The 18,380-nt window shown below is 60.5% G+C and carries 16 protein-coding genes; 9 read left to right on the forward strand and 7 right to left on the reverse strand.

From position 1 onward, the window contains the following. Positions 1-90: 90 nt before the first annotated feature. Positions 91-735, reverse strand: coding sequence for a TetR family transcriptional regulator C-terminal domain-containing protein (locus QA648_RS11450; protein ID WP_104823981.1), 645 nt, complete (start codon positions 733-735; stop codon positions 91-93). A 299-nt stretch (positions 736-1,034) separates the two neighbouring features. On the opposite strand from QA648_RS11450, the gene QA648_RS11455 reads away from it, so the two are divergent. Both QA648_RS11455 and hydA read left to right on the forward strand, forming a co-directional pair. Beyond that, positions 1,035-2,288, forward strand: coding sequence for a Zn-dependent hydrolase (locus QA648_RS11455; protein WP_283046989.1), 1,254 nt, complete (start codon positions 1,035-1,037; stop codon positions 2,286-2,288). 49 nt (positions 2,289-2,337) lie between these two features. Continuing rightward, on the forward strand, positions 2,338-3,792 hold the full coding sequence (hydA, locus tag QA648_RS11460) for a dihydropyrimidinase (RefSeq protein WP_283046990.1): 1,455 nt from the start codon (positions 2,338-2,340) through the stop codon (positions 3,790-3,792). A gap of 30 nt (positions 3,793-3,822) precedes the next feature. On the opposite strand, the gene QA648_RS11465 is transcribed toward hydA, so the two are convergent. After that, a complete protein-coding gene (locus QA648_RS11465) occupies positions 3,823-4,236 on the reverse strand; it encodes a cupin domain-containing protein (protein WP_283046992.1) in 414 nt (137 codons plus the stop codon). Between the two features lie 124 nt (positions 4,237-4,360). On the opposite strand from QA648_RS11465, the gene QA648_RS11470 reads away from it, so the two are divergent. The 7 genes from QA648_RS11470 (at position 4,361) to QA648_RS11500 (ending at position 13,474) form a co-directional block, all read left to right on the forward strand. Then, entirely contained in the window at positions 4,361-5,152 is a 792-nt protein-coding gene (locus QA648_RS11470) for an ABC transporter ATP-binding protein (protein ID WP_104823985.1), read from the forward strand. A gap of 9 nt (positions 5,153-5,161) precedes the next feature. Beyond that, positions 5,162-5,497 (forward strand): hypothetical protein, encoded by a 336-nt coding sequence (locus QA648_RS11475; RefSeq protein WP_104823986.1) that lies wholly within the window; start codon positions 5,162-5,164, stop codon positions 5,495-5,497. Between the two features lie 2 nt (positions 5,498-5,499). Beyond that, positions 5,500-6,387: an ABC transporter permease gene (locus QA648_RS11480; protein ID WP_104823987.1), complete on the forward strand. Its 888-nt coding sequence runs from the start codon at positions 5,500-5,502 to the stop codon at positions 6,385-6,387. Further along, positions 6,384-7,517, forward strand: coding sequence for an ABC transporter permease (locus QA648_RS11485; RefSeq protein WP_283046994.1), 1,134 nt, complete (start codon positions 6,384-6,386; stop codon positions 7,515-7,517). Before QA648_RS11480 ends, QA648_RS11485 begins: the two co-directional genes overlap by 4 nt. A gap of 56 nt (positions 7,518-7,573) precedes the next feature. Next, positions 7,574-8,542: an ABC transporter substrate-binding protein gene (locus tag QA648_RS11490; protein WP_104823989.1), complete on the forward strand. Its 969-nt coding sequence runs from the start codon at positions 7,574-7,576 to the stop codon at positions 8,540-8,542. Positions 8,543-8,981: 439 nt separating this feature from the next. Beyond that, positions 8,982-10,133, forward strand: a complete 1,152-nt coding sequence (locus tag QA648_RS11495) for an efflux RND transporter periplasmic adaptor subunit (protein WP_245463884.1) — start codon at positions 8,982-8,984, stop codon at positions 10,131-10,133. Between the two features lie 14 nt (positions 10,134-10,147). After that, positions 10,148-13,474: an efflux RND transporter permease subunit gene (locus QA648_RS11500; RefSeq protein ID WP_283046995.1), complete on the forward strand. Its 3,327-nt coding sequence runs from the start codon at positions 10,148-10,150 to the stop codon at positions 13,472-13,474. A 39-nt stretch (positions 13,475-13,513) separates the two neighbouring features. Here QA648_RS11500 and ureG read toward each other — a convergent pair whose 3' ends face one another. The 5 genes from ureG to ureC all read right to left on the reverse strand — a co-directional run bounded on the left by ureG (position 13,514) and on the right by ureC (position 18,379). Beyond that, positions 13,514-14,125, reverse strand: coding sequence for an urease accessory protein UreG (gene ureG / locus QA648_RS11505; protein ID WP_104823992.1), 612 nt, complete (start codon positions 14,123-14,125; stop codon positions 13,514-13,516). A 106-nt stretch (positions 14,126-14,231) separates the two neighbouring features. After that, positions 14,232-14,918: an urease accessory protein UreF gene (locus QA648_RS11510; RefSeq protein WP_283046996.1), complete on the reverse strand. Its 687-nt coding sequence runs from the start codon at positions 14,916-14,918 to the stop codon at positions 14,232-14,234. Between the two features lie 5 nt (positions 14,919-14,923). Then, positions 14,924-15,448 carry an urease accessory protein UreE gene (gene ureE, locus QA648_RS11515; protein WP_283046997.1) on the reverse strand — a complete coding sequence of 175 codons (525 nt, stop codon included), beginning with the start codon at positions 15,446-15,448 and terminating at the stop codon, positions 14,924-14,926. 79 nt (positions 15,449-15,527) lie between these two features. Beyond that, entirely contained in the window at positions 15,528-16,388 is an 861-nt protein-coding gene (locus QA648_RS11520; protein WP_104823994.1) for a GGDEF domain-containing protein, read from the reverse strand. 278 nt (positions 16,389-16,666) lie between these two features. Continuing rightward, complete coding sequence (gene ureC / locus QA648_RS11525) at positions 16,667-18,379, reverse strand: urease subunit alpha (protein ID WP_283046998.1); 1,713 nt, start codon at positions 18,377-18,379, stop codon at positions 16,667-16,669. Between the last annotated feature and the right edge of the window lies 1 nt (position 18,380).

An 18,380-nucleotide genomic window follows, 5' to 3' on the forward strand; every position in this document is an offset into this window, starting at 1 on the left:
ATCGAACGGGATTACTATTTTTGGAGAGCGGAGCTGAGCTCCATCAGCCCCCAAGTGCGGCGCAATCTTTTCGCGGGATTGCGCCGCCGCTTACGACCGCCGAATGCCGAGACCATCGACGAAGAGCTTCTCCAGATAGCGGGCCGCGTCCTCGAAACGCCCCTCGCCCGAATGTTCCTGCCCAAGCACTGCACGCACCTGCACGTCGAAATCCGCGTAATGCTGCGTCGTGGACCAGATGGAGAAGATCAGGTGATAGGGATCGCATTTGGCGATCTTTCCGGCCTTCGCCCAGGCGCGGATGACCTCGGCCTTTTCATCGACAAGGCTCTTCAGCGGACCTCGGAGTTCGTCCTCGACATGCGGCGCTCCCTGCAGCATCTCGTTCGCGAACAGGCGGCTTTCCCGCGGAAAATCGCGGGCCATCTCCAATTTGCGGCGGATATAGGAGCGGATCTCGCTTTCGGGATTGCCATTGGCGTTGAAGGCGCGCAGGGGCTCCAGCCAGGTAAACAGCACGCGGTCGATCAGCGCCCTATGCATGGCTTCCTTCGTGCGGAAATAATAAAGCAGATTGGGTTTCGACATGCCGGCGACTTCGGCGATTTGGTCGATGGTAGAGCCGCGAAAGCCGTGTACTGAAAATACGTCCAGCGCGGCTTCGAGTATCACTTCCTCTTTTTCTTCCTGGATGCGAGTGCGGCGTTGCGTCTTGGCGGCTCTGGGGATGGCCATGTCTGCTTTGTTTCTCCTTGAAATCCAAGCCCTTCGGCCAAGCCCTCATTCCCCTGCCCATGCTCCGATTTTGGGCAATTGCCTTTAATTTTGTCGGGAATTTTCGTGCTTTTCGTCTTGAGCGCCGCCACGGAAGTTGTAATGTTTACCAATCGGTCAAATTATCTGCCAGATGTCTTTTAAAGGCAACCGGCGATTTTCCGGGGCGACAAAAACAAGCAAGCGCACCGGAAGCGACCATCGGGAACAATTGGGCATGCGCCTTGCATGACCCGGGACAAACAGGTGAGGATTGCATCATGGTGGCAGCGCCAGGGGAAAACATGCGTATCAATGGCGACCGCCTTTGGGACGCACTGATGGACATGGCGAAGATCGGCCCCGGCATCGCCGGCGGCAACAATCGCCAGACGCTGACCGACGCCGACGCCGAAGGCCGCAGCCTTTTCAAGACGTGGTGCGACGAAGCCGGCTTGACGGTGGGCGTCGACAAGATGGGCACGATGTTCGCGACCCGCCCCGGCACGGATCCGGATGCGCTACCGGTCTATGTCGGTTCGCATCTCGACACCCAGCCGACCGGCGGCAAATATGACGGCGTGCTCGGCGTGCTCGGCGCGCTGGAAGTTGTTCGCACGATGAACGATCTCGGCATCAAGACCAAGCATCCGATCGTGGTCACCAACTGGGCCAATGAAGAAGGTGCGCGCTTCGCCCCCGCCATGCTCGCCTCCGGCGTCTTCGCCGGAGTGCATTCGCTGGACTACGCCTATGGCCGCAAGGACCCGGAGGGCAAAACCTTTGGCGAGGAGTTGAAGCGCATCGGCTGGCTCGGCGAGGAAGAAGTCGGAAGCCGCAAGATGCATGCCTATTTCGAATACCACATCGAGCAGGGACCGATCCTTGAGGCCGAGGACAAGACCATCGGCGTCGTCACGCACTGTCAGGGCCTGTGGTGGCTGGAATTCACGCTCACCGGCAAGGAAGCGCATACCGGCTCGACCCCGATGAACATGCGCGTCAATGCCGGGCTTGCCATGTCGCGGATCATCGAAATGGTGCAGGGCGTCGCGATGGACAGCCAGCCGGGTGCCGTCGGTGGTGTCGGCCAGGTCTTTTTCTCGCCGAATTCGCGCAACGTGCTGCCGGGCAAGGTCGTCTTCACGGTCGATATCCGCTCGCCCGACAAGGCGAAGCTCGACCGCATGCGCGCCAGGATCGAGGCTGAGGCGCCGGTTATCTGCGACGCCCTCGGCGTCGGCTGCTCGGTCGAAGCCATCGGTCATTTCGAGCCCGTGACCTTCGATCCGAAGCTCGTCACCGCCGTGCGCGATGCCGCGGAGAAGCTGGGCTACAGCCACATGAACCTCATCTCCGGCGCCGGCCACGACGCCTGCTGGGCCGCCAAGGTAGCGCCAGCCACCATGGTCATGTGCCCCTGCGTCGGCGGCCTGTCGCACAACGAGGCCGAGGAGATTTCCAAGGAATGGGCGACCGCGGGCGCGGATGTGCTGTTCCACGCGGTCTTGGAGACTGCGGAGATTGTGGCGTGACAGCCCTACTCGCGCAGCACCAGAATTTCACATATCGGGAGCAGACACCATGAGCACAGTCATCAAGGGTGGAACCATCGTCACGGCCGATTTGACCTATAAGGCCGACGTCAAGGTCGAAGGCGGCAAGATTGTCGAGATCGGGCAGAACCTGTCCGGCAATGAAGTGCTCGATGCTTCGGGCTGTTATGTCATGCCGGGCGGCATCGATCCGCATACGCATCTCGAAATGCCATTCATGGGCACCTATTCCTCCGACGATTTCGAGAGCGGTACGCGGGCTGCCCTTGCCGGCGGCACGACGATGGTGGTGGATTTCGCCCTGCCCTCGCCCGGCCAGTCGCTGCTCGAAGCGCTGACCATGTGGGACAACAAGTCGACGCGGGCAAACTGCGATTACTCCTTCCACATGGCGATTACCTGGTGGAGCGAGCAGGTCTTCAACGAGATGGAAGCCGTCGTCCGCGAGAAGGGCATCAACACGTTCAAGCACTTCATGGCCTATAAGGGCGCGCTGATGGTGGATGACGACGAGATGTTCTCCTCCTTCCAACGCTGCGCCGAACTTGGCGCCCTGCCGCTCGTTCACGCCGAGAACGGCGACGTGGTCGCGCAGATGCAGGCAAAACTTCTCGCCGAGGGCAATAACGGCCCGGAAGCGCATGCCTATTCCCGTCCGGCAGAGGTCGAAGGCGAAGCGACGAATCGCGCCATCATGATCGCCGACATGGCCGGCAGCCCGGTCTATATCGTTCACACCTCCTGCGAACAGGCGCACGAAGCCATCCGCCGCGCCCGTCAGAAGGGAATGCGCGTCTATGGCGAGCCGCTGATCCAGCACTTGACGCTTGATGAGAGCGAATATGCCAATGCCGATTGGGACCATGCCGCCCGCCGCGTCATGTCGCCGCCCTTCCGTAACAAGCAGCATCAGGACAGCCTCTGGGCCGGCCTCGCCTCCGGCTCGCTACAGGTGGTCGCCACCGACCATTGCGCTTTCACGACGGAACAGAAGCGTTTCGGCCTCGGCGATTTCACCAAGATCCCGAACGGCACCGGCGGCCTCGAAGACCGCATGCCGATGCTCTGGACCAATGGCGTCAACACCGGCCGCCTGACCATGAACGAGTTCGTGGCGGTGACGTCGACCAACATCGCCAAGATCCTCAACATCTATCCGAAGAAGGGCGCTATCCTCGTCGGTGCCGATGCCGACATCGTCGTCTGGGACCCGAAGCGTTCAAAGACTATCACCGCTAAGACGCAGCAATCGGCGATCGACTACAATGTCTTCGAAGGCAAGCAAGTGACGGGCCTGCCGCGTTATACGCTGACCCGCGGCGTGGTTGCCATCGAGGAAAGCACGGTCAAAACGCAGCAGGGCCATGGCGAGTTCGTCAAGCGCGAGCCTTTCACCGCCGTCAACCGCGCACTCTCGACCTGGAAAGACGTCACGGCGCCGCGCAAAGTTCAGCGCAGCGGCATTCCGGCAAGCGGAGTGTGACGCTTGGCGACGGCGTTCCGCTCCATCAGCTCACAACGGCACATACCGCTCCAGATCCGGCAGCAGGACGACACTTTCCTGCTCGTTCGGATCGGTGCGGGCGATGATGGCTGTCGCCGGCTGATCGCTGAGATTGGCGGGCAGATGCGGAACACCGGCCGGAATATAGAACATCTCGCCGGCGTGAACGACAACATGCTCTTCAAGCTCATCGCCGAACCAGCAATGCGTCTCGCCGGACAGCGCGTAGATCGCTGTCTCATGCGCAGCATGCAGATGCGCCTTGGCGCGTCCGCCCGGCGGGATCGTCAGGAGATGCATGCAGATGCCGGTCGAGCCCACTGTCTCGGCGGCGATCCCTTCGAAGTAGTTGAAGCCCTGTTTCCCGGCATAGGTACTGCCGGGCTGCACGATGCGGCAGGTGGGCTTCGATGAAACGCTCATGCCATTCCTCCATAAAATTCGATAGATCTTCGGCGTCCTTAGGTTCTAAAACCACCGCGATGCCACGTAGAATAACACGCAATCCGCCCCGACTGCGCGGCGAAAACATGACTGGTAGGTGTTAATGACGTCATCCGCTCCCTCCGTCGTCTCCGCGCGGAACCTCTGCCTCACCTACGAGACAAATGACGGGCCGGTGCATGCGCTGAGCAATGTCGATCTCGACGTGCGCAAGGGCGATTTCGTCTCCTTCATCGGCCCGTCCGGCTGTGGCAAGACCACGTTTCTGCGGGTCATCGCGGATCTCGAGCGCAAGACCTCCGGCGACATCACCGTCAATGGCATGACGCCGGAAGAGGCGCGCACCAACCGCGCCTACGGGTATGTCTTTCAGGCGCCCGCCCTTTATCCCTGGCGCACGATCGAAAAGAATATCGCTCTGCCGCTGGAAATTATGGGCTATCCCAGAAGTGATCATGCCAAGCGCATCGCGCAGACGCTGGATCTGGTCAATCTCACCGGTTTCGCGCACAAATACCCCTGGCAGCTCTCCGGCGGCATGCAGCAGCGCGCCTCGATCGCCCGTGCGCTCGCCTTCGACGCCGACCTGCTGCTGATGGACGAGCCCTTCGGCGCCCTCGACGAAATCGTCCGTGACCACCTCAACGAGGAGCTGCTGAAGCTCTGGAAGCGAACGAACAAGACCATCTGTTTCGTGACGCACTCGATCCCGGAGGCGGTTTATCTCTCCACGAAGATCGTCGTCATGTCGCCCCGTCCCGGCCGCGTCACCGATGTCATCGACTCCACCCTTCCGCTCGAACGCCCGCTGGACATTCGTGAAACCCCTGAATTCCTGGAGATCGCCCATCGTGTCCGCGAAGGGCTGAGGGCAGGACACAGCTATGGGGAATAGGATCACACAATGAACCCGCAATTCCTCCTCTGGCTCACCGGCGCCATGGCGATTTTCATCGGTGGCGCGACCGCTTCGCGGGCTTATATCGCCAACAACAACATATTGATCCTCATCCTGGCCCTCATTCTCTATTGTGTGGGCAATCTGATGATGGTCCGGCTAATGCGCGAGGGCGGACTGGGCCTGGCGATTTCCGCCTCCGCCATCGCCCAGCTCGTGGTCGTCAATATCGTTGCCTTCGTCGTCTTTGGCGAGCGGCTCAGCATGCCGCAGCTTGCCGGCGTTGGGCTCGGCATCGTCGCGATGGCGCTGATGCTGTTTCCGACGGAAAGAGGGGCGTGACCATGGAGAAGGAGCAATTCTTCAAGCACAAATTCGTGCCGGTTACGACCATCATACTGGCAATCATCCTGTTGTGGTACGCTTTTGCCGTTATTCTCAACACGCCCTTCCAGCGCGATCTCGACCGGCGCGCCAACGTCACCCCGACGACGATGGAATTCATCGGCAAAACGCTGTCACAACCGAAGCCGATCCTGCCGGCGCCGCATCAGGTGGCGCAAAATGTCTTTGAAAACACCTTCCTTCGCGCGCCGACAAGCAACCGCAGTCTCGTCTACAATGCCTGGGTGACATTGTCCTCCACTGCGGTCGGTTTCGCCTTCGGTACGTTTCTCGGTATTCTGATCGCCGTCGGTATCGTGCATGTCGTCGCGCTCGACCGCAGCCTGATGCCCTGGATCATCGCCTCGCAAACCGTGCCGATCCTCGCCATCGCGCCAATGGTCGTTGTTGTATTGGGTTCGATCGGCATTACCGGCCTTATTCCCAAGGCGCTGGTGTCGACCTACCTCTCCTTCTTCCCCGTCGCCGTCGGCATGGTGAAGGGATTGCGGTCGCCGGAGGTCATGCACCTCGATCTCATGCGCACCTACAATGCCAGTGCCGCGCAGACATTTTGGAAGCTGCGCGTGCCCGCCTCGGTCCCCTTCCTCTTCACCTCGATGAAAGTTGCAATCGCTGCGAGCCTCACCGGTACCATCGTTGGTGAACTGCCAACGGGCGCCGTCGCCGGCATCGGTGCCAAGCTGCTCGCAGGCTCCTACCAAAGCCTGACGATCGATATATGGGCGACGCTTGTCGCCGGCTCGATACTAGCGGCCGCGTTGATTGCCGTCGTCAGTATCGCAGCGCGTATCGTCGATCACGCCATGGGAGGTCGCGCGGCATGAAAAATCTTCATTTGTCGTGGCAAAGCACGCTCTCCCTTCTTCTTTGCCTTGCGGCACTCCCAGCTCTGCCGCTGCTTACCACCGATACCGCCACGCCCTTCAGTAGCGGGACCACTTTTGTCATTTTCATTCTCATTGGTGCCGCGGCCATTAGTTCCTTCATGAACCTGTCAGCAACGCTCTGCGCGGCGATCCTCTTCTTTGCCGCGCACGCAGCCGCCTGGCTGTTGCTGGCTGGAATGTCGGGCAACGAAGGCAACGCTCTTGCATCGTTTTTCTTCCTGCTGGCCGCGGCCTGGCTGCTCGCCTGGCGTTGCGTTTCCATCCTTTCTATCATCCAGTCTCCCTCGACTGCCGACGGCTATACGTTACGGTTGCTGATTCCCGTGATCTTCGGCGTGTGGATCATCGTCATCTGGGAAGCGGTGACACGCGGGGCCGGTATTCCTTTCATCCTCCTGCCGCCGCCAAGCGCCATCGGCGCGCGGATTGCCGGCTCCATGTCGATCCTCTGGACGGATGTTCAACAGACGATCTTCCGATCGGTTCTGATCGGCTACATCATCGGTTGCTCCAGCGGCTTTATCGTCGCCATCCTTGCCGATCGCTTCGCCTTCCTGCGTCGCGGCCTGCTGCCGATCGGCAATCTGGTCTCCGCTCTGCCAATCATCGGCGTCGCGCCGATCATGGTCATGTGGTTCGGCTTCGATTGGCAGTCGAAAGCGGCCGTCGTCGTCATCATGACCTTCTTCCCGATGCTGGTGAACACGGTTGCCGGCCTCGCCGCCGCCGGTCATATGGAGCGCGATCTCATGCGCACCTATGCATCGAACTATTGGCAGACGCTGTTCAAGCTTCGCCTGCCCGCCGCGGCTCCCTTTATTTTCAATGCGCTAAAGATCAACTCGACGTTGGCCCTTATCGGTGCCATCGTGGCAGAGTTCTTTGGTACACCCATGTCGGGCATGGGCTTTCGCATCTCGACCGAAAACGGTCGGTTGAACCTCGACATGGTCTGGGCCGAGATCGCGGTTGCCGCGGTTGCGGGTTCCGTCTTCTACGGTATCGTCGCCGTTCTCGAACGGATGACGACGTTCTGGCATCCGTCTATCCGTGGTGGAAAGACGTAGTTCAGGATCCTGCCAAGGGATCAGGGCATAACTTCAGAGGGAAAAGGACAAAAAATATGAAAAAACTGATGGTCGCATTGATGGCAAGCGCGATGGCGTTGGCCGCAGCGCAGGCGGCGATGGCTGCCGACAAGGTGACGCTCCAGTTGAAATGGGTGGCGCAGGGTCAGTTCGGCGGCTACTTCGTCGCCAAGGACAAGGGCTTCTACAAGGAGGAAGGCCTCGACGTTGACATCAAGCCGGGCGGCCCGGATATCGCGCCGGAGCAGGTGATCGCCGGCGGCGGCGCCGATGTCATCGTCGACTGGATGGGCGGCGCTCTGGTTGCCCGCGAAAAGGGCGTGCCGCTGATCAACATCGCCCAGCCCTACGACAAGTCCGGCCTTGAGCTGATCTGCCCGAAGGACGGTCCGGTGAAGACCGAAGCCGATTTCAAGGGCCATACGCTCGGCGTCTGGTTCTTCGGCAACGAATATCCCTTCTTCGCCTGGATGCACAAGATCGGCCTGAAAACCGACGGCGGCAAGGATGGCGTCACTGTCCTGAAGCAGAGCTTCGACGTTCAGCCGCTCGTCCAGAAGCAGGCCGACTGCATCTCGGTCATGACCTATAACGAATACTGGCAGGCGGTCGATGCCGGCTTCAAGCCGGAAGATCTGATCGTCTTCAACTATAGCAAGCTCGGCAACGACCTTCTGGAAGACGGCCTCTATGTCAACGAGACCAAGCTGAAGGACGCTAAGTTCAAGGCCAACATGGTCAAGTTCGTTCGTGCTTCGATGAAGGGCTGGAAATACGCCGTCGAACATCCGGATGAAGCCGCCGAAATCGTCATGGACAATGGCGGTCAGGACGAAAACCATCAGAAGCGCATGATGGGCGAAGTCGCCAAGCTGATCGGCAACGGCAAGCTCGACGAGAAACTCTACGACCGCACGGTCGCCGCCCTTCTCGACCAGAAGATCATCAGCAAGAAGCCGACCGGTGCTTATACGCATGAGATCACCGACGCCGCGCTGAAATAGGGCTGGCTTCAAAAAACGGGAGAAACGCGCGGGGCCTATGCCACGCGCGTTTTTTTCATTTTGTAACAGGGATGATAAAAGGCTGGCTTTGTCGCCGCATTTGCCTGAAAAGCCATGCGTCGATCAAGCATCTGAATGCAAATATCACGAGCGCGTGATTGATTCGCGATGCAACGCCCATTAGAATTACGCGCGCGCCAGAAATCATTTTCTCGTGATCTTGCAAGATTTGGAAATCGTTCCCACCTAATGGGGCAAATTGAGGATGAGGGACTTGCAGGCATGACAGACGGATATTGATCCGCCGGAAAGAGCCGGCCCGCACGCATTAATCCCCCGTGCTCGCGACGGAAAACAGCGAGATCCCTTTTACACGAAGTACCGAACTGGAATTGGACGCATGGCCTTTAAGCCGCATAGATTTCTGAGCACGACTGCGATGTTGCTTGTTCTCCTGACGGCGCCGGCGGCCTTTGCCGAAGAGCCCACCGTCACCACGCCGAAGCAGAACCTGCCTGCAATCGTCGTTACACAGGCTGTGACGCGCAAATTGACCGACAAGGTCGTCGCAACCGGCACGGTGAAAGCCGTGGACGAGGTCTATATCCAGCCGCAGGTGGACGGCCTGTCGATCCGTTCGCTCAATGCCGATGTCGGCGACAAGGTCGAGGCGAACAGCACGCTCGCCACGCTGAACGACGATGCGCTGGTCCTGCAGAAGAGCCAGATGGAAGCAACGAAGGCCAAGGGCGAAGCAACGCTCGCCCAACTTCGCGCGCAGCTCACCGAGGCCCATGCCAATGCCGAGGAGGCGGAATTGCAGCGCGTCCGCGCGGTCGCCATGGGTGCCAAGGGCACCGTCTCGACGTCCTCGGTCGAGCAGGCGAATGCGACGGCCGCCGCCAACAAGGCGCGCGTGGCCTCCGCCGAACAGGCGATCGCAGTTGCCGAAGCCGATCTCAAGGTCATCGACAGCCAGATCGCCGATACCGATCTGAAGCTCGCCCGCACGGGCGTCAAAACCCCGGTCGCCGGCACGGTCGCCTCGCGTAACGCTCGCATGGGAGCCATCGCCAACGGCAGTGGGGACCCGCTGTTTACCATCATCCGCGACAGCGATCTGGAGCTGGTGGTCGATGTCTCGGAAAGCGACATCACCAAAATTACCCTTGGCCAGAAGGCGTTGATTTCGCTTTCCGGCAGCCGCGAAAAACTCACCGGCTCCGTCCGCCTGGTAGCGCCGATCGTCGATGCCGTTACCCGCCTCGGCGCCGTCCACATCTCCATCGATGACGACGAAAAGGCGCGCGCGGGCATGTATGGCAGCGCCGAGATCATCATCCGCGAGACACAGGGCGTCTCCCTGCCGCTGACGGCGGTCAACAGCGACGAAAACGGCTCTTCTGCCCGCAAGGTAGAGAGTGGCGTCGTCAAATTCGTCAATGTCCAGACCGGCATTCAGGATGGCGCTTACGTCGAGATCGTCAAGGGCTTGAAGGATGGTGACGAAGTCGTCGCCAAAGCCGGCGCCTATGTCCGCGACGGTGATCACATCACGCCTGTCAAAGAAGCTCCGCAAGCGTCCAACTGAACGAGAACGGCAAGATGAACTTTTCCGCCTGGTCCATCCGAAATCCGATCGCGTCGCTTCTGGCCTTTTTCCTGCTGATGGTGGTGGGCGCGCACGCCTTCTTCAATCTGCCGATCACCCGTTTTCCGAATATCGACGTGCCAGTCGTCAACGTGACCGTGACGCAGAGCGGTGCCTCGCCTGCCGAACTCGAAATGCAGGTGACCAAGGAAGTCGAAGACGCCGTCGCCAGCATTAACGGTATCGACGAGATCCAATCGACGGTGACCGACGGCCAATCGCAGACCGTGGTCATCTTCCGCCTGGAAGTGCCGACGCAGCAGGCCGTTCAGGATACCAAGGACGCGATCGACCGCATTCGCGGTAATCTGCCGTCGACCATCGACGAGCCGATTGTCTCCAAGGTGGATGTCGAAGGCCAGGCGATCCAGAGCTTTGCCGTTTCCTCGCCGAATATGTCGCTCGAAGAACTGTCCTGGTTTGTTGACGATACAGTCAAGCGCGCGCTGCAAGGTCAGACCGGTATCGGCCGCGTCGACCGCTATGGCGGCGCCGACCGCGAAGTGCGCATCGAACTCGATCCGAACAAGCTGAACGCCTATGGCATCACCGCGCTTTCGGTGAGCCAGCAGTTGCGCGGCACCAACATCGATCTCGGCTCCGGTCGCGGCCAGGTGGCCGGCAGCGAGCAGGCAATCCGCGTCCTTGGCGATGCCCGCGATGTCGCCCAGCTCGCCGACACCACCATAGCCTTGACCAACGGCCGTTTCGTCAAGCTCTCCGCTCTCGGCGTCATCAAGGATACCTATCAGGAACCGAAGTCCTTCTCGCGCTTCAACAGCGCGCCCGTCGTGACCTTCGGCGTGTTCCGCGCCAAGGGTGCCAGCGAAGTATCCGTCGCCAAGACCGTGGACGACACCCTGACCAAGGTGCGGGCCGAAAATCCGAATGTCTCGATCGAGATGATCGACGACGCCGTCTATTACACCTACGGCAACTACGAAGCGGCGATGCACACGCTGCTGGAAGGCGCGTTGCTGGCGGTCATCGTTGTCTTCCTGTTCCTCAAGAATTGGCGAGCGACGTTGATTTCGGCCGTTGCCCTGCCGCTTTCGGCGATCCCCACCTTCTGGGTCATGAACCAGATCGGCTTCTCGCTGAACCTGGTCAGCTTCCTGGCGCTGACGCTGGCGACCGGTATTCTCGTCGACGACGCCATCGTCGAGATCGAGAACATTGCCCGCCATATCAAGATGGGCAAGACGCCCTATCGCGCTGCGATCGACGCCGCTGATGAAATCGGCCTCGCGGTCATTGCGACGACCTTTACCATCATCGCCGTCTTCGTGCCCGTCTCCTTCATGCCGGGCATTCCCGGCCAATATTTCATCCAGTTCGGCCTGACGGTCGCCTTCTCGGTATTCTTCTCGCTGCTGGTCGCGCGCCTCATCACGCCGATGATGGCCGCCTATTTCATGCGCGCCGAAGATGCCGTCGAGGACCATCACGACAATGACGGCCGGTTCATGCGCGGCTATAGCTGGCTGGTTCGGATAACGACCAAGAGATGGTATACGCGCTATCCGACATTGCTTGCGGCCTTTGCATTCTCCGTTGCCTCCGTCTTCGCTCTGATCATGTTCGTGCCCGGCAGCTTCATCCCGCCGGATGATTCCTCCCGCATCGTGCTGTCGGCCGAACTGCCGCCGAATGCCCGGCTCGACGACACAGAGCAGGCAACCAACGAGATTTACAGGCGCGTCAAGGATATCGATGGCGTCGAGAATGTGTTCGTCCTTGGCGGCGCCTCGCCGAAGGGCGATCTGGAGCTGCGCCGCGCCACGGTAACGCTGACGCTCGGCAAGCTCGACCAATCGCTCGTCAAGAAGCTGGTCAACGATGTGGCGGGTTCGCTGCCCGTGATCGGCCCCTACCTGCCGAAGGTTGCCGTCCATGGGCGCGTGAAGCCGCAGTGGGAGGTCGAGAAGGAAGTCTTCGCCAAGCTGCGCTCGATCCCCGACGTCCGCATCACCAAGCTTAATGACCGCGGCGACCGTGACCTGACCTACAACTTCCTCTCCCGCAACGAGAAGGATCTGAACGAAGCGGTCGGCATCCTCGAAGCCAAGTTGCGCACCGATCCGGCGCTTGCCAATGTCAGCGCCGACGGCGCCCTGCCCCGGCCGGAGCTGCAAGTCTATCCGCGCAAGGACGAGGCTGCCCGTCTTGGCATTACGCCGCAGATGATTTCCGACACGGTGCGCGTTGCGACCATCGGCGATATCGACGCGTCGCTTGCCAAGATTTCGCTCGATGACCGCCAGATCCCCATCCGCGTGCAGGCTGCGATCGGCATGCGCCGCGATCTTGCCGCGATCCGGGCATTGCGCATCAAGACCGCCACCGGCGCGTCTGTGCCGATGTCGAGCGTGGCCGATATCGACTATTCGGAAGGCCTCTCTTCGATCAAGCGCAACAACCGCTATCGCGTCGTCGCGATCGGTGCCGACCTGCCGCAGGGCGTGGCGCTGGACACGGCTTCAAGCCATTTCCTCGCCACCGTCAACAGCGCCAAGATCCCGGCCAGCGTCCATCTGGCCGAAAGCGGTGACACCAAGGTCCAGAAGGAAATGCAGCAAAGCTTCGGCAACGCCATGCTGCTCGGACTTCTGCTCGTTCTGACCGTGCTGGTGCTGCTGTTCAAGGACGTGATCCAGCCTTTCACCATCCTGCTGTCGCTGCCTCTGGCGATCGGTGGTGTGGCGCTGGCGCTGATCGTGACCGGCAATGCTCTCTCCATGCCCGTCATGATCGGCATCCTGATGCTGATGGGCATCGTCACCAAGAACGCCATTCTGCTCGTCGATTTCGCCATCGAAATGATGCACCATGGCATGCCGCGACTGGAGGCCGTGGTCGAGGCCGGCCGCAAGCGCGCACGGCCGATCATCATGACCTCGATCGCCATGTCCGCCGGCATGTTGCCGTCGGCGCTCGGCGTCGGCGAAGGCGGCACGTTCCGCGCGCCGATGGCGATCGCGGTGATCGGCGGCATCATCGTCTCGACCGTCCTCAGCCTGGTGGTCGTGCCGTCCTTCTTCCTGATCATGGACGACCTGTCGCGCCTGCTTGCCTGGCTCTTCGGCCGTCTCGTCGGCAAGAAGGATGTGAATGACGAGGTTCTGACCAAGGAAAAGCTGGCGGCCGCCGTCGACGAAAACCGCAAGTCGCTCACAGCGTTGGAAGAACGTTTCGACGCCATGGAAAACAAGGACGTCCCGCAGCGCGGTGCGTCCGCCAAGACGAATATCCTGAAGCTGCCACCGTTCGCCGCCGAATAGAGCGGCAGGTCGGGAAACGGAAGACAATGGCGGGGCGGCTTAAAGGCCGCCCTGTTCCTTTAGGAAGTCGACGATCGTTCCGACGCCATCGCCGCGTTTCATATCGGAGAACACGAAGGGACGGGCCTGGCGCATGCGGGTCGCATCGCGGTCCATGACGTCGAGATTGACGTCGACGAAGGGCGCAAGGTCCTTCTTGTTGATGACGAGAAGATCGGATTTGGTAATGCCGGGACCGCCCTTGCGCGGAATTTCCTCGCCCTGGCAAACCGAGATCACATAAATGGTGATATCGGCGAGATCCGGCGAAAAGGTCGCCGCCAGATTATCGCCGCCGGATTCGATGAAGACGACGTCGAGATCGGGAAGCCGCTCGTTGAGGCCGGCGATGGCCTGCAGGTTGATCGTCGCGTCTTCGCGAATGGCGGTGTGCGGGCAACCGCCGGTTTCGACGCCGACGATCCGATCCGAGGTCAGCGCCTGCATGCGCACCAGGGCCTCGGCATCCTCCGTCGTGTAGATATCGTTGGTCACCACTGCGACGGAATAATCGTCGCGCATTGCCTTACAAAGCTTTTCGGTCAGCGCCGTCTTGCCCGAGCCGACAGGCCCGCCAATGCCGACGCGCAAGGGTCCATTTCTCGATTTCATGCTCGAAACTCCGATAAAAACATAGAATAGCGAGGCAAACGCGTCTCGCACAGCGGCGAATGACGTAGGCTCTGCTTCGCCTGCAACATTTGCCTGCGCGCTTCCCTCAGGATCGAAAGAGCCGGGTGCCCTGCGTCTCATGACGAAGGCTGGCAATATCGGCCTGCACGGTCGCGGCACCGAGATCGTCGAGGCTCGATTGCGCGGCCCGCTTTGCCACCTCGGCGATGATGTCTTCCAGCGCCGCCAGGATCGCGACGCCGTCCTTCTGTCCAGTCACCCCGAGGCGAATACCGGCCGACAGCATCTGCGACGCCAGCGCATGCAGGAAAGCCGCGAGTGCCTTTTCCCTTGCGATGTCATGCGCGCCAGCCACAGCACCGACCGCCACCGGATAAGCCGTCTTCGCCGGCAGCATGGAAAAGACCGGATGCGGCCAGGCATTGGCGGCGGAGAGAAAGGCTTCGCCGAGCAGCATGGTTTCCTGATGACGCTCCTTCGAGCCGGCCAACGCTTCGGCAAGCTCGGCCGCCGCGGCCAGCCGCGCCGCATCCTCGGCCGCGCCATGCGCCTCAGCAAGCAAGACAGCATCGTTCCAGACCGAGCCATGGCGGATCAACGCCGCGATCCAATCCCCAAGACTCGCCGAGTCCCGCACGAGGCCATCATGCACAGCGCGTTCAAGCCCGCCCGAATAGGCGAAGGAGCCGACCGGGAAAGCCGGCGACAACCAGGCCATCAGCCGCAAAAGCGCCTGCAGATCGCCATCCTCCGCCGCTGAAATCCCACCCATCACGTTCAGTCGTGCGAATGATCGTGATGGTCATGCCCGTGATCATGATTATGGGCATGATCATGATGCCCGTGATCGTGACCGTGCGAATGGCCGCCATGCGCATGATAGGCGCCACGCGCCGGCTGGAAGGCTTCGCTGACCTCCGTCACTGTTGCGCCGAGGCCTTCGAGCATGGAGCGAATGACATGATCGCGCAGGATGAGGATACGGTCTTCCTCGATCTGTGCCGAAAGATGCCGATTGCCGAGATGCCAGGCGAGCTCGATCAGATGCCGGCGATCGCGCGGCTTGATCTCGAACAGCTTTTCCGCCGCGGCGACGATTTCGATCAATTCGCCGTCTTCGCGCACCAAAAGATCACCGTTGGCAAACAGAACCGGCTCCTTCAGATCGAGCATGACCATCTCGCCATTTTCGAGATGCAGCAGTTTGCGGCGCAGATGCCGGAGATCATGCGGCAGCACGACACGATCGATCGGATTGGAGGATGGGGTGCCGGCCGGCAGATAGGAAGTGACGCGTAGCATGACCTGTCCAGTTCAAAACTTTGTCAGACCATGCAAAATAGCCGCTTTCCGCGCAAGGACCAGTGCCGGTTTCGCAGATCTATATTCCATGGCCGTATCGATGCGGCTCCACATGGTCGGGCGCCGTTTCTTGCCCCTCCTCGACCGACCGGCGTTGCCAGACATGGTTCAGCCATTCGCTTTCATGAACGACACGATTGCGGCCAAGCGCCTTGGCGAGATACAGCGCCTTGTCCGCGGCGGCATAGACGAGTTCCTTCTTGCGCTCGCCCCACATATCCGCAATCCCTGCGGAAATAGTGATCTTCACTGCGCCGCCTTCGACGGCGATGGCGTGATCGGCAATCCGCGTTTTCACGCCCTCGATGCGGGCGATGCGTTCGGCCATGTCGCGGCCATGGACGATGGCGCCAAACTCCTCGCCGCCGAGGCGGGCAATCACATCCCTGCCCTTGAAGATGCCAGAAAAGATTTGCGACACGGCGATGATGACGGCATCGCCCGAAGCATGCCCGTAGCGGTCATTGATCGTCTTGAATCGATCGACATCGAAGATCACCAGCGAGGCATCGTCTTTCGCCTCCTCCAGCGCATCGGTAAAAGCGCGACGGTTCAGCAATCCCGACAACATGTCGGTTCGGCTCAGCCGTTCGAATTCGGCGCGTGAGACCGCGAGCTTGTGAATGGCATAGCCGGCCAGCAGCGCCAATACGCCGGAGACCGTTCCGCCGATGAGCCAGGCGAGCAGCAGGCAGAGGCGGATCGCCTCCAGTATCGGCAACGGCAACAGGCCAAGCCATTCGACGACTGGCAGCATCACGAGAATGATGGCGACGGACAGGATGACCGCTAGAAAACTCATCTTTAGCGCGAAAATATATATCGTGCGACGCTGCTGGAAATTACCGAGTTCGGCCTGCAGCGAAATCCACCGTTTCATGCGAATCACCTTCCTCAGCCCATCAATTCGATGATTTGAGATAGGGGCGAACGCTCTTCCAGGTCTTTAACGCGATCGTTAAAATGCTGGACATTTCTCAACTTATGAACTGCTGAGATTTGGCATCAAACTCACGCGTGCCCTTACGTGAGGTTGCGACGCGAACGAGCGCCGATACAAGTCTCTGATTATGCTGCAATAGTTTGGGGTCTTCACGAAAAACCCCTGAAATCCAGGGGCTCTCGTAATCCACAGGCGATGAAACGTCGCAGTTCCCGTTAAAACAGGAAATAACGTTGCGCCATCGGCAGCACCGTCGCCGGCTCGCAGGTCAGAAGCTCGCCATCGGCGCGCACCTCATAGGTCTCCGGGTCCACTTCGATATGCGGCGTCAGGCTGTTGTGAACCATCGACGCCTTGGAAATCCCGCCGCGGGTATTCTTGACGGCAACAAGGCTCTTGGCGACGCCGAGCCTTCCGGCAAGACCGGCGTCGAGCGAAGCCTGCGACACGAAAGTAACCGAGGAGTTCGTCAGGCTCTTGCCAAAAGAGGCAAACATCGGGCGGTAATGCACCGGCTGCGGCGTCGGGATGGAGGCGTTCGGATCGCCCATGGGGGCGGCTGCAATCGAGCCGCCGAGCAGGACCATATCCGGCTTCACTCCGAAGAAAGCCGGGTTCCAGATCACCAGATCGGCGCGCTTGCCGACTTCGATCGAGCCGATCTCATGGCTGAGGCCATGGGCGATCGCCGGATTGATCGTGTATTTGGCGATATAGCGTTTGACGCGGAAATTGTCGTTGTCGCCGGTTTCCTGGGCAAGGCGGCCGCGCTGGCGCTTCATCTTGTCGGCGGTCTGCCAGGTGCGGATCGCCACTTCGCCGACGCGGCCCATGGCCTGGCTGTCGGACGAAATGATCGAGAAGGCGCCGATATCGTGAAGAATGTCTTCCGCCGCAATCGTCTCCTTGCGGATGCGGCTTTCGGCGAAAGCAATGTCTTCCGGGATCGACGGCGACAGGTGATGGCAGACCATCAACATGTCGAGATGCTCGGCAATCGTGTTAACCGTATAGGGACGCGTCGGATTGGTCGACGACGGTATGACATTCGACTGGCCGCAGATTTTGATGATGTCTGGCGCATGGCCGCCGCCTGCCCCTTCGGTATGAAACGCATGGATGGTACGGCCCTTGATGGCGCCGATCGTGTCTTCGACGAAGCCACTTTCGTTCAACGTATCCGTGTGGATCATCACCTGCACATCATATGCATCGGCGACCGTGAGGCAGCAGTCGATCGCGCCGGGCGTCGTCCCCCAATCCTCGTGCAGCTTCAACGAGGTGGCGCCGGCAAGCACCATCTCCTCCAGCGCGCCGGGCAGCGAGGCATTGCCCTTGCCGGCAAAGGCGAGGTTCATCGGAAAGGCGTCGGCAGCCTCGATCATGCGGGCAATATGCCATGGGCCGGGCGTGCAGGTGGTGGCGAGCGTTCCGTGCGCCGGTCCCGTGCCGCCGCCGAGCATGGTCGTCAGCCCGCTCATTAGCGCCTCTTCGATCTGCTGCGGGCAGATGAAGTGGATATGGCTGTCCATGCCGCCGGCCGTGACGATCTTGCCCTCACCTGCGATCGCCTCGGTGCCCGGACCCACGATGATGTTGACGCCCGGCTGCATGTCCGGATTGCCGGCCTTGCCGATCGCGACGATACGGCCATCCTTGAGGCCGATATCGGCCTTAACGATCCCCCAGGTATCGACGATCAACGCGTTGGTGATGACGGTGTCGACAGCACCGTTCGCCCGCGTCACCTGGCTCTGCCCCATGCCGTCACGAATGACCTTGCCGCCGCCGAACTTCACCTCCTCGCCATAGGTGGTGAAATCCTTCTCCACCTCGATGAAAAGTTCCGTATCGGCAAGCCGCACCTTATCGCCGGTGGTCGGCCCGAACATGTTGGCATAGGCCGCGCGGGAGATCTTATAGGGCATA

Source organism: Rhizobium sp. CB3171, assembly GCF_029714265.1.
Classification (GTDB): Bacteria; Pseudomonadota; Alphaproteobacteria; order Rhizobiales; family Rhizobiaceae; genus Rhizobium.